We start from the raw sequence: 13,248 nt of genomic DNA, 5'->3' as shown, positions 1-13,248 counted from the left end.
CAATTTATAGTCATGATTCTACACTAGGCGTGTTTTCTTCTTACTTATTCTTAAGGTAATAGTAATTAATCCGAAGTTAAGTATTGCACCTGATATTCCAAACAATGCAACAGCTACAATATCACTTTCAAAAACAAAGTAACCCATTGCTAAGGCTGATAATCTAGTAACTAACATGATTACTGTATATATTAAATGAAACCTTTGAGCATTTAGGACGGGTAAAGACATTACACTAGGTCTATTCATAAACGCAAAAAAGCTCCATAATGCTATCCATCTAGCATATTCTCCAGCTACTACCCAATCAGATCCAAAGACAAAACTAAATAACTTTGGACCAAATAAAACTATTAAACCAAATGGAACTATCCCTACTCCACTCAATGCTAATGTTGCTTTTTTAATAAGATTTGTTACATTTTCTCCTTCTTTTGCTGCTTCTGCAATACGAGGATAAAATACATCTCCTACAGCTTTTCCAATTAACCGAGAAGGTATGGACAAAACTGTTCTTCCAATTGTATAAAAGCCTGCTGCAGCTGTACCAAAAAAACTAGTAAGCATTAAAACAGGCAAACCATTTGAAACAGCATTTAAAAACACTTCTGGTGCACGATATAATGGAAAATCATAATATTCTCTAGCTAATTTCCTTAGACTTTTTCTCCTATCTTCAGTTACCATATTTTTCTTATGAGATGATTTTTTGGCAAAGAAAATCATCATTACAGCTCTTAAACCATTTGCAAAAACGGTTAAAATAACTAAAACAGATGCAAAAGGATAAAAAAATCCAATTCCAACTTTACTACTATTAATTATGACAGACTGCCAAAATGTTACCTTAGCATTTATAGAAAATTGTTTTGTTCTGATCAACCATTGTTCTGAAACTTGCATTAATCCACCAAAAATAATTACTAATGGAATTAAAAATAAAAAAGAAGAAACTTCATTTAGGTTAAAAACATTTGCAATTTGTTTATTAAAAAGTGTGATTAATAAAAGAGAGACAAATGATATTGTACCAGTAATTATTAAAGAAAGACGTATAAGGCCTTTTGCATCTAAATCACTCTTTGGTAGAACTATTGCTATTGGATAGGTCAAAGCAGCAACAGGAGCTATAATACTTATTATCGATGTGAAGGTTCCCATAATTCCATATGCTTCAGGGCCATATATTCTTGTAATAAAAGGAGATAATAGCATTGCTATTGCTTGTGCCCCAGCAGCTCCAGTCGCCATAATAGTAACATTTTTTATAAACTTTGAGTTCAATAATTCCTTGGTTTTTTCCTTCATTTGTTACTCCTTAAACTCCAATTAGGATATTCTAGTATTTCCCTCGAATTTAGCCTTTTCTTTAATTATGTTTGGCGTGAAAATCCCCAGTAATAAAATCAAATACATGAAATTTAATGGATACACTTCACTCAACATCATTGTAAGAGAAGTAAATAGAGAAAATAAAATAAACCTTGTAATTCTTTTGGTTTTGAATTTTTTAACTCGTTTAAAGAAGACTAAAATTAGTAACACAAATGTTAATAGACCAAAAAAACCACTCTGTAATAAAATCTGTAAAATTGTGTTGTGGGCACTTCTTTGGATAGACTGTGTAATGTAGACGTATTTACCACCTTCGAGATATCCATATCCAAAATAAGGAGATTCACTAATCATTAATTTCGCTATATCCCAAATCCGTGTTCTGGTTGATAATGTTAAATCCTTTTTAAGTAAATCTTCAATAATAAATGAAAAAGCATTTAGGTTATTAAAATAAATAACCACAATGAATAAGATCAATGTAGAAACTGCTATTGTTTTATTATTTACCATATATCGTAGCCAGCCTTTATGCACAAATAACAGATAAATTATTATTAGAAATATACCAATAATTGATGTAGCAGACCAGAAATATATAAATGTAAAACTTACTGTGGCAATAAGCAGTTTTGATTGTATTGTTATTTTATTATAGTTTACCATCGAGTGTACTACACTAATTACAACTGCTGGTATTAAATATGTTGCAAACTGATTATAAACACCTAAAAAGTAGCGAACAACTATACCAGCACTTGTATAGTAACTAGTGTATCCATTTGGAAACACTAAAAAAAATAACACATTTATATATACCAAGGTCGAATAAACAAAGTTTAAAATGGATAGTCCTTTAAGTGGAGAATATCTTAATATGATTTCAACCCATACTACAAATCCCCAAATTGGTATTGCATCACTAATTAATCCAGTTAAATCTCCACCATTTAGTATGGTAGAGAATCCATATACAAAATAATATAATGTAACTAATAAGCTAACATATAGGATTCTTTGTTTCTTTATCACAACTATTATAGATAAGAGTATTCCTATGATTCTAATAATGTAAAATATTATATGAAGTACGGAATTAGCTTTAACATAATCAGGCTCTAAAAAGGAAAAAAGTATTATTGTAACAATAATCATTTTGATATTAACTTCTATATTCTTCAAATGTTTACCTCATTTCTTACAGGGTAGATAAACACATATTAAAATCTACTCTTTAAAGAGTTTTATTTATATCTTCTATTACTTCGCTTTTCAACTTTACTGTGTAAATTATTAATGAAATAAAATGTTAATATAAGCTTATATTTAAAAAGCATTACCATAAGTTTTTCTTTTTTTGGTAATAAATCTGTATCAACGTTTGATATTGCTGTTTTATATGGTTCCTTATTCAACAGATTTATAATTTTTGCTCTTCGAGTCAAAATACTCTTAGAATTTTGTTTATGAAAAAAATTATGTTTTAAATGCCACATTAAAACTTGAATTGTTCGGCCGTTCAATGCTGTGTAGTATTCTGACCCCAAATTATATTTTTTGATGAATGAATCAAATTCTGATAATAACTGATTGAATGGTTTTTCACTATCTGGTATAAATCGAGTACCTGAACAAGTAGATGAATTGTTAATTCTATAATGATATAAATTCTTATCAAAATAAGCTATTTTTTCTGCGATCATGAAGGCATGTATAGAAAAAACACTATCTTGAGCACGCGTTAATCCAACCTTAAAACGAAGATTATTATCTTCAATTATATTTCTTTTGTATAATTTACACCATACTGTACCAGCCGAAACACTTTCTTTAACTCTACTTTCTCCCATCATTTGATATATAGATTTTAAACAGAGTAAATCCTTCTCATCTATAAAAATTTGATCTCCTCCCGGAACAAGAGAAAGTGGGATTTGTTTATTAAAATAGTTTTTAAAATATGACCAAATTATTATATCAGATTTAGTATCAATAGCTTTTTTCATAGAGAAAGACAACATATCTGGCTCTACCCAATCATCACTATCAACAAAAGTAATCCACTCACCTGTAACCATTTCTAACCCTACATTTCTTGCTCTTGAAACACCGCCATTTTCTAAATGTTTAACTTTAATTCTACTATCTTTCCTTTCATATTCATCCAAAATATATTTAGAACCGTCTGTTGAACCATCATTAATTAGTATTATTTCAATATTTTTATAGGTTTGGTTGATTAAACTATCTAGACATTCTGCTAAATAACGTTCCGAATTATAAACCGGTACAATTATGCTTATCTTATCCATGTACACACCCCTGTATAATTTACAACTACTTATACTTTATTAATTTAACACACACTATTAATAAAACTTAATAAAGATATTATTTAAATGTTTCAAATATAAGGCAAAAAGTTTACTATTTTATTATATCTTTTTAATATATTTTTCATACAAAGGCCATTTGCCTATCTGATCAGGCATTTGTGAGATATCTGGATCGGCTGCAGCATTACCTTCTATAATCATAATTTGTCCATCTTTTCCAATAGCAACATCCCATCCAACATACCCAACTGAGGGTGTAACATGTGCTGCTTCTTTACATGTCTGTATTACCTTTTCCCAATAAGGTATCTTGAATCCAATGATTTGCTTTCCAGTTACAGGATGGACATAATATCTATTAAAATTCATATCAATTCCAGAAGTTACCACAATTCCGCTGTTTACATCCAATAATGCAGCTATTCCATTATGATGGAAATTATCCGCATATTTCTCACCATTACCTACTCTTAAATTAGCTGTCATTACTCTAGCTTTTCCGTCATTACACAATAAAGTAACTACCCTTAGAGTGTTTACTGAGGTGGGATTAAATTCGGACAATTCGTTATGTTGTACAATTAACTCTTCAATAATTGGATTATCGCGTTGTAGGTCTTTATACAAATTAGTGATGTTCTCTTTCGTGCCATCAACATCAATTATTCGTATACCCTTTCCATGACTTCCGGCCACAGGTTTAACAATGAACTTATTGTGTTTAGATACAAAATTTTCAAATTCCTCAAAAGTAGAGTTTTATATATCTAACCAATCACGTTGAATATATGATGAATATTTTTTATTAAATTCCGGTTTTGAATCAAATATTTTTCGATCATTAACATCGTTAAACGTTTTTACTATTCGCATTCTTTTACGGTGAACTATGAATGTCTTTCGATCAATATGCTTCCGTTTATAAAATTGATATTGAAAATAATCATTTATACCTGAACCATAAATTAAGATAGATAAGCCAAGATCACATAAAATCCTTACTTTTTGAAATATATTTAAGTCTTGTTCAATAAAACCGTTCATCATTCTGTTGATTTTATGAATTCTCTCAACTATATATTTCTTTGTAGACATAATTAAATCCTCAATTCTATAAAGTTTTATTTATTATATATTTCCTTTTTCCGGAATTAAGGGTAGGAATTTCTTGTACTTTATTAAAATTAATAATAGCTTCTTTACCAAGAATTCGATGTAATTTATTTTTTAAATCTGTATCACCAAAGTAATTATCGACAATTAATAGTACTCTGTATTTTCCCGCATTTTCTTGAATAAACTGAAACTGTTTCAATCCTGGTATATCCCAAAATGCTACTGATATTTTATGTGGAGATATATGGTTTCCATTAACATCAAATATCATATCTATTTTTCTCCCATTAAAATTAGAGATCACTTTTTTATTATTACCATTAATATTCATTAATTTAAACGTACCTACATCTCCTGTATCATAACGAATCATTGGCATGGCATAATTGTACAAATCAGTAACAACGATTCTACCTAATTCTCCGTCCTTTACAGGTTCATTAGAGTCAAATTCTAATATTTCAATGTAATAATTCGCCTCATTGAGAATAAATGAGTTTGGAAACAACACTGTATCCTGACCTAAAATACCATTCTCCATATTCGCATATCTAGATAAACAATCGCAGCCAAAAACTTTCATCATTTGCTTTCTTGTTGAATTGTATAGTATTTCTGATGTACTTATTATGCCATGAATCTTACAATCTTTAATTGACTCAATTCCTTTTCTCTGAAAATAATCTGCTAATGCATCGTATGTTGAAGCATAAGATAACATTGTTGCGCTTTCTTTTTTTGAGTAATCCTTTATTTGGGATAATAAGCTTTGTATTTCCTGATCATCTAAATTATTAACATCTATCAATTTTTCATTTTGAATCCACTGCTTTAACTTTGACTTTTTATTTTTTATGTTCAATGACCTTAAATAAATAAAGTTGTTTCCAACTTTGTAACCCGCTTTACCGTTAAAGAAAATAGTTTCAGCATTAACGCGTTTTTTCTTTTCTTTATTTTGAAAAGATGTAAATGGTGTTCCAGTTGAGCCACTTGTAGACATTTGAATTAAGTTTTTTTTTGAAAACATACTTGATAAAAAACTATCCTGTTTCGATCGGATAACATTTTTATCTACAACTGGAAGATCATATAATTCATGGGCATTTTTATAACCACTATAAAACTTTGTGGTTTTGACTGCATGAGAAATTAATTTATTTAAGGTCTTTTCATGATAATTATGCATTTCAGATGAATTACTATCCATATTATAATACTTATCTATCTCGTAAAAAGCTTTTCTTACAAATTCATTTTTTATTGAATCTAAAGTCCAAAATGCTTTATTCCTTATTGTGTTCAACATAATAATCACCTTTATATTTACCTTTTAAAAATTAATTCGATTCTAAGTCCTTAATCTTTTGACCAGGTACACCTACATATAAACCATTTCTTTCAGTATCTTTAATAATTACAGTTCCTGCTCCAAGCATTGTATTTTCGTTGATAGTAATATTTTGAATGATGGTTGAACCCGTCCCAACTAAAGTGTTTCTTTTTAAATGTACATTGCCCGAAATCCTGCTACCTGGCATAACGGTAACATAATCAGATAGCTTTACATCATGCCCTAAAGTGGTTCCAATGTTCAGATGGCAGTGATTACCTAATTTACAATCAGGATTAATTACTACACCACCAGATATAACATTACCTTTACCTAACTTCATATATTTAGTCAGTATGGCATCAGGATGAATTAAGTTTATCCACTCAACGTTATTTAATTTAGATGCAAGTTGTTTACGAATCTTTGTGTTAGAAATGGCAATTACACCATAAACTTTATTTACTTTGGAGTATTCATGCAAAAAATCAGTTGTTCCTAGTATCTTATAGCCTAGGACCTCACTTTTTTGTTTTTCTTTATCATCATCAACCAATCCTACTAGATTATATATCTGTTTTTGTTCATTATTTTTTTCAACGATTTCAATGACTTGTTTACTAAAGCCCCCACTACCTACAATAAACAACTGTTTCATCCCGCATTCCTCATTTTTCAATCAAGTATTATCCTATTTTATATAATTTTTTCTTTATCCCCTTTAAATTTATTATCTTTTTTTTCATTAGAAAAACTAATACCTTCTCGCATAATTACTTTTCTTAAAGTTAAGAAAAATATTTTTAAATCCAAATATAAACTTACATTATCTACATAATATATATCATGATAAAACTTCTCTTCCCAACTCAGTTCATTTCTACCATTCACCTGAGCTAAACCAGATAAGCCTGGGCGAACTTCATGACGTCTCATCTGTTCATTATTATATAGAGGTAGGTATTCAACAAGTAGTGGTCGTGGTCCAATAAAGGACATATCCCCTTTTAAAATATTTAGTAATTCCGGCAATTCATCCATAGATGTAGAACGTAAAAATCTACCAAACTTTGTCAGTCTGAGATGATCATCTAGTAGTTCACCGGTTTCATCTTTTTCATCAGTCATTGTCCGGAATTTATAAATAGTAAATACTTTACCATATAAACCAGGTCTCTGCTGTTTGAAAAGAATTGGGCTACCTAAATTTAATTTAATCAATACTGCTAAAATAAGTAGTACAGGGCTTAATAAAATAAGAGCGAATAAAGAAAAAACAATATCAAAAACTCGTTTTATGTATTTTTTATAAAAGTTATTTTTTCTCATGTCAATATCACCATAGTTTTCTTATAGCTTTAACTACTCTTTTTAGCTCTTTATCGGTCATCTTCGTATCTGAAGGCAAGCAAACACCAGTTTCAAATAAAGTTTCAGCTGTATTACCACCAACATAATCATATTTTTCGAAATATGGTTGTAAATGCATTGGCTTCCATAACGGGCGAGATTCGATATTTTCTTTTTCTAAAGCTTCTATTATATGGATTGGTTTTACTTTTCCATTAACTGTTATGCATGAAAGCCAGTAGTTCGGGTCTACCCAATGATTTACTGGCATAAATTTAATAGAATCAATATCTCCGAGGTGTTCCTTATAAAATTCAAAGATATATTTTTTCTTCTCTACTCTATCTTCTAATACTTTTAATTGGCCTCTACCAATACCAGCCAGAACATTACTCAAACGGTAATTGTAACCCAATTCACTATGTTGATAATGTCTTGCGTAATCACGTGATTGTGTAGCCCAAAATTTTACTTTTTCAATTCTTTCTTTATTATCTGAGACAAGCATACCACCACCAGATGTCGTGATAATTTTATTTCCATTAAAAGAAAAAACACCGTAATCGCCAATCGTTCCAGTGTGTTTTCCCTTATAGTAAGCACCCAACGATTCAGCTGCATCTTCAATTAATACGACATTGTGTTTTTTGCATAATTCTACTATTTTGTCCATGTCAGCAGTAAGACCATAAAGATGAACAACTATGACGGCTTTTACATTAGGGTATTTCTCAAATGCTTCTTCTAAAGCTTTTGGACACATATTCCATGTATTAATATCACTATCAATAAAGACAGGTGTAGCATTTTGATAAATAATGGGATTAGCTGAAGCAGAGAATGTTAAGCTCTGACAGAATACAATATCTCCCTTTTCAACACCTGCAGCTTTTAGAGCTAGATGAATTGCAGCGGTCCCTGATGAAAGTGCTGCAGCTGCCTTAGAACCAACTTTATTCGCTAACTCGTTTTCAAATTCATTAACGTTTTTACCTAATGGTGCAATCCAGTTTGTATCAAATGCTTCTTTTACATATTGCATTTCATACCCTTCATCACTCATATGAGGTGAAGATAAATATATTCTGTCAGTCATAAATATAACTTCCTTCCGCTAATTTGTTCTGAACAACAATTTATTTTACGGTAGTTTTAGCTTCATTTACAATCTGTACGAGATACTCAAAAATCTCATCTTTAATCTCATCATTTTGTAATGCAAAGTCAATAGTTGTTTTGATAAAACCCATCTTTTCACCAACATCGTAACGTTTTCCTTCAAAGTCATATGCATAGACTATTTGTGTTTCATTGATATGCTGAATTGCGTCTGTTAACTGAATCTCACCACCAGCTCCGATCTCTTGACGATCTAGAAACTCAAATATTTCCGGTGTTAATACATAACGTCCCATAATCGCTAGGTTAGACGGTGCTGTACCTGGTGCTGGTTTTTCTACAAATTTATTAACTTGATAACGTCTACCTTCTATCGATGACGGATCAATAATGCCATAGCGATGTGTTTCATTTTCTGCTACTTTTTGCACACCGACAACAGAACACTGTGTTTCTTCAAATTGTTCGATTAATTGTTTTAATCCTGGTGTTTCTGCTTGAACGATATCATCACCTAGTAGTACAGCGAATGGTTCGTTACCGATAAATTTACGTGCACACCAAACGGCATGTCCTAATCCTTTTGGTTCTTTTTGACGAATATAATGGATATCAACATTTGTTGTTTCTTTTACTTTTTCTAGTAAATCCCACTTTTCTTTTTTTGCAAGATTATCTTCAAGCTCAAAGTTATGGTCAAAGTGGTCCTCAATCGCACGTTTACCTTTTCCTGTTACGATGATAATATCTTCAATTCCTGATTCAATCGCTTCTTCAATAATATATTGAATCGTTGGTTTATCGACAATCGGTAACATCTCTTTTGGCATTGCTTTCGTAGCCGGTAAGAATCGAGTTCCTAACCCTGCTGCTGGAATAATCGCTTTCTTAATTGTTTTATTCAATGAGATAGCCCCCATGTTTGATGATGAAATTTATATCGATATTGATATTTGAGATATTAATATTGGAATATAACATTATGACCCTTTCGCCGTAACCAATTCTTTCTCCATAAACACAACCCGCATCAACTCATCCTTCAATTCCCCAACTTCACACCGTTCAAATCCTTCTATCAATCTATGAATCGCATCGGCATCGACTTCTTTCGTCCGTCCTACATAGATTTTTTCATAGACTTCTCCTGGATGGATTTCATCTTCGCCGAGAAGTTCTTCGTACATCTTCTCACCTGGGCGGATGCCAGAGAATTCGATTGGGATTTCGTCTTCGGTGTAGCCTGAGAGACGGATTAAGTTTTTCGCGAGATCGACGATTTTTACTGGTTCGCCCATATCAAGGACGAAGATTTCGCCACCTTTTGCGAGTGTTCCGGCTTGGATGACGAGTCGTGATGCTTCGGGAATCGTCATGAAATAGCGTGTCATATCAGGATGGGTGACCGTAACAGGTCCGCCATCAGCGATTTGCTTCTTAAATAAAGGGATCACACTGCCACGGCTACCGAGGACATTTCCGAAACGGACGGCAACGAATGTTGTTTTACTCCGTGTTGCCATATCTTGAATGACCATTTCAGCGATCCGCTTTGTCGCACCCATCACGTTTGTCGGGTTCACTGCTTTATCAGTGGAAACGAGAACAAACCGTTTGACCCCGTAATAATCGGCTGCTTCGGCGACGTTTTTCGTGCCGATCACATTGTTCTTGACCGCTTCATGTGGATTGTATTCCATTAATGGCACATGTTTATGGGCTGCCGCATGGTAAATGATCGCTGGTTCATATGCTTGTACAATTTGAAACATACGCTCTCGGTCTTGGACGTCACCGATGATTGGGATAATTTCAGTCTCTGATTGGCCGTATGTACGACGTAATTCCATATCGATGTTATAAATGCTGTATTCTCCGTGGCCAACGAGAATGATTCGTCCCGGCTTGAATGTCATCAGTTGACGGCATAGTTCTGAACCGATAGAGCCGCCTGCTCCGGTTACCATGACCGTGCTATCTGTCACATATTCTTTAATCGCATGAATATCAAGAACGACAGGGTCACGCCCGAGTAAGTCCTCAACTTCGACGTTTTTCAAGTTACTGACGGACACTTTCCCCGTCATTAAGTCTTCTATTTTCGGTATCATTTTGACGATTGCTTTTGTTTCATTACATAAATCGACGATATGCTTTAATTCGCTTCGTTTTAATGATGGAATAGCAATGATCACATGCTCGATGTTATGATTGTTGACGATGTCGGGGATGTCTTTAATCCGACCGATGACAGGAACACCGTATATTTCCATCTTATGCTTCGCTAAATCATCATCGACAAATGCGATCGGTTTAAGTTCGCTATCGTTATTCCCATTATGGAGCTGTCTTGCAATCATGGAGCCAGCTGCACCGGCACCGACGATAAGTGTACGTTTTTTATTCGTATCTTTTACGAGATATTGGTCGCGAAAGACACGCCAGACAAAACGCGAACCACCAATTAAAATAATATGTAGGAGCCAAGTAACGAGAAGTGTCCGGCGGTAGATGCTAAAACCATTGACGAGGTATTGCACAACACCGGTAGCTAAAATGGCGAATGTCACTGACTTTACGATCGCTAGCAATTCTCCTACACTCGCATATGCCCATACTTTGTTATATAACTTATAAACAAAAGCAAATAGATGGTGGAATACGAGTAAGGCGAGTGAACTAATAGCGAGCACTTTCGTATCAAGTGTTCCCTCAGCATTCGGATAGACGATCCATACGGCTGCGAATATCGCACATGTGACGATAATCGAGTCGAGTAAGATGAGTAATGTCAGCCGTTTTTGATAGGACAATCGTTATTTCTCCCTTCCCTTTGTTTGTGACGTTTTTCACTTTTATTAGATAAATCAAACTTACATGATGCCTGTTTAACACATTTAACATCTCTTAACATTTTTAGCATTTTGTCTATTTTTGTTACAAAGTGTATTGTAACAAAACATTAGTCAATATTCCTAGTGACTTTTAAGATAAAAGTCATAGTCTTACTTTTAGTCATATGAGTGTTATAAAATAGATTTTCGAAAGAAGTCTATCGCTTCTTTTCGTCGATGAATCCCTATTGTATGGTATATCTCACTCATATAATTCTTAACGGTTCCTTCACTAATTTGTAACATTTGTGCGATACGGTGATTCGTTTTGCCTTGCATTGCTAAATAAGCGACTTCTAATTCTCGAGCTGTTAGTTCAATTCCTTTATTTTGTAAACGAATCCCAAGAAGTGTCTTTTTGTCTTTCGTTATATGGCGAAGTCGTTCGATAATCATTTTCGCAATGGGTCCGGAGAGCACATTCTCGCCACGATTGACTTCATGAATAATCCTATGACACGTCTCAGGATAAAGATTACTTAATATAAAGCCGTCAACACCGACATTTACCGCCCTAAAGATGAGTTCTTCTTCTGGTTCATCGATTAGAAAGATTATTTTCACTTTAGGCCTACGTTCTTTTAGTCTCGCTGTCGCTGTGATGATATCTTTATAGCATGCATCTATGACGAAAAGAATGATATCGGGGCGTAATGATTGGATTTGTTCAACATCTGAAGCATTTTCAGCAATTCCGACAACTTCGATATCGGGATCTTTTGAAAGGACTGCTTTAATCCCTTCACTAAATAATCGATCATCTTGAATTAATAACAAGCGTATCAATCGTACATCAGCTCCTATTGTTTCCAAGTATTTCCTGATATTATGATAGCGAATAGCGTTATCATATTTTTGCATACCTTCTATTATGGAAAATAGTCATTGTATCAGGAGCGTTGTTCTCGAATATTAAAATAAGCCTAAAAAACGCTTTTTCTTCGTGATTCTTTTCGGTTCGTATTTATTGATATTTTCCCCTAAAATTAAATATTCACCGTTTTCAAGGAACATGTAAGTCATATCTAACCCATAGAGCTTTTCAATTTCTTGATACGCTTCTTTCATACAGAAGCCTCTTGATGTCGTGTTATGGGCATCTGAAGCGATAAAATGCGCTAAGTTTGCTTCAATAATTTGTTCTGTGAATTTTTGGATGGTTTTCCCGAATTTCCCGATGACGCTGGCGGCTGTTACTTGTGTGAGTGCCCCTTTACGAACGAATTCGTACAGCTTGTTTGGCTGTTCACTTAATTCGCGGTTACGTTCAGGGTGCACGATGATTGGGATATAACCCGCTACTTGAATGTCGAATAGCATCTGTTCGGCATAGCGTGGAACATGACCTGATGGAAATTCTATGAAAATATATTTTGTGTTATTTAATGATTGGATGGTTCCTTGCTGAAGATCTTCTAGTAATTCCCCATAGATACGAATCTCTTGTCCCGGTAATACGGTTAATGGGATATTTTCACTTTCTAGAAGTTCGTTGAGTAGTTCGACATGTTTAATGATTGATTGTTTCTCGTTTTCATATTGCCCGTTCATATGATGTGGTGTCGCAATGATCGTATGAATCCCTTGTTGAACAGCCGCATGAGCCATTTCGATACTATCGATTTCCGTCTGTGCGCCATCATCTACCCCAGGTAAAATATGACTATGAATATCAATCATTTATCTAACCCCCCTTTGCGACCTGCGTAACAATGTAATCAAGTCACCCTTTTTATGTATACAAGTTGAATACTATATTACAAAA

12 protein-coding genes and 1 pseudogene are annotated in these 13,248 nt (G+C 33.2%); all 13 read right to left on the bottom strand.

Annotation, left to right across the window (positions count from 1 at the left end; translation table 11 throughout):
• Nucleotides 1-18 precede the first annotated feature (18 nt).
• The 13 genes and pseudogenes from HNQ35_RS00775 to HNQ35_RS00715 all read right to left on the bottom strand — a co-directional run bounded on the left by HNQ35_RS00775 (nt 19) and on the right by HNQ35_RS00715 (nt 13,163).
• A complete protein-coding gene (locus tag HNQ35_RS00775) occupies nt 19-1,308 on the bottom strand; it encodes a lipopolysaccharide biosynthesis protein (RefSeq protein ID WP_146935138.1) in 1,290 nt (429 codons plus the stop codon).
• Between the two features lie 21 nt (nt 1,309-1,329).
• Entirely contained in the window at nt 1,330-2,517 is a 1,188-nt protein-coding gene (locus tag HNQ35_RS00770; protein WP_146935140.1) for an O-antigen ligase family protein, read from the bottom strand.
• A gap of 62 nt (nt 2,518-2,579) precedes the next feature.
• A complete protein-coding gene (locus tag HNQ35_RS00765) occupies nt 2,580-3,647 on the bottom strand; it encodes a glycosyltransferase (RefSeq protein WP_146935142.1) in 1,068 nt (355 codons plus the stop codon).
• 123 nt (nt 3,648-3,770) lie between these two features.
• Nucleotides 3,771-4,406: pseudogene (locus HNQ35_RS00760) on the bottom strand (sugar-transfer associated ATP-grasp domain-containing protein); the annotation flags it as partial.
• A gap of 24 nt (nt 4,407-4,430) precedes the next feature.
• Nucleotides 4,431-4,766, bottom strand: coding sequence for a hypothetical protein (locus HNQ35_RS00755; protein ID WP_183330108.1), 336 nt, complete (start codon nt 4,764-4,766; stop codon nt 4,431-4,433).
• A gap of 16 nt (nt 4,767-4,782) precedes the next feature.
• Complete coding sequence (locus HNQ35_RS00750; protein WP_146935146.1) at nt 4,783-6,093, bottom strand: phenylacetate--CoA ligase family protein; 1,311 nt, start codon at nt 6,091-6,093, stop codon at nt 4,783-4,785.
• Between the two features lie 34 nt (nt 6,094-6,127).
• The gene (locus tag HNQ35_RS00745; RefSeq protein ID WP_146935148.1) at nt 6,128-6,799 is read right to left on the bottom strand and encodes an acetyltransferase; all 672 of its coding nucleotides are present in this window, start codon (nt 6,797-6,799) and stop codon (nt 6,128-6,130) included.
• Between the two features lie 17 nt (nt 6,800-6,816).
• Nucleotides 6,817-7,449 carry a sugar transferase gene (locus HNQ35_RS00740; RefSeq protein ID WP_146935150.1) on the bottom strand — a complete coding sequence of 211 codons (633 nt, stop codon included), beginning with the start codon at nt 7,447-7,449 and terminating at the stop codon, nt 6,817-6,819.
• 7 nt (nt 7,450-7,456) lie between these two features.
• Entirely contained in the window at nt 7,457-8,566 is a 1,110-nt protein-coding gene (locus HNQ35_RS00735) for a DegT/DnrJ/EryC1/StrS family aminotransferase (protein WP_146935152.1), read from the bottom strand.
• A gap of 40 nt (nt 8,567-8,606) precedes the next feature.
• The gene (galU, locus tag HNQ35_RS00730; RefSeq protein WP_246118022.1) at nt 8,607-9,494 is read right to left on the bottom strand and encodes a UTP--glucose-1-phosphate uridylyltransferase GalU; all 888 of its coding nucleotides are present in this window, start codon (nt 9,492-9,494) and stop codon (nt 8,607-8,609) included.
• A 75-nt stretch (nt 9,495-9,569) separates the two neighbouring features.
• Entirely contained in the window at nt 9,570-11,402 is a 1,833-nt protein-coding gene (locus HNQ35_RS00725; protein WP_146935156.1) for a polysaccharide biosynthesis protein, read from the bottom strand.
• Between the two features lie 213 nt (nt 11,403-11,615).
• The gene (locus tag HNQ35_RS00720) at nt 11,616-12,269 is read right to left on the bottom strand and encodes a LuxR C-terminal-related transcriptional regulator (protein ID WP_170226564.1); all 654 of its coding nucleotides are present in this window, start codon (nt 12,267-12,269) and stop codon (nt 11,616-11,618) included.
• A gap of 126 nt (nt 12,270-12,395) precedes the next feature.
• The gene (locus HNQ35_RS00715; protein WP_146935161.1) at nt 12,396-13,163 is read right to left on the bottom strand and encodes a tyrosine-protein phosphatase; all 768 of its coding nucleotides are present in this window, start codon (nt 13,161-13,163) and stop codon (nt 12,396-12,398) included.
• Nucleotides 13,164-13,248: the final 85 nt, after the last annotated feature.

Source organism: Cerasibacillus quisquiliarum (assembly GCF_014202495.1).
In the GTDB taxonomy this organism is placed as follows: Bacteria; Bacillota; Bacilli; order Bacillales; family Amphibacillaceae; genus Cerasibacillus; species Cerasibacillus quisquiliarum.
The sequence above is the reverse complement of the archived record's forward strand: the minus strand, read 5'-3'. Positions and strand labels throughout refer to the sequence as shown.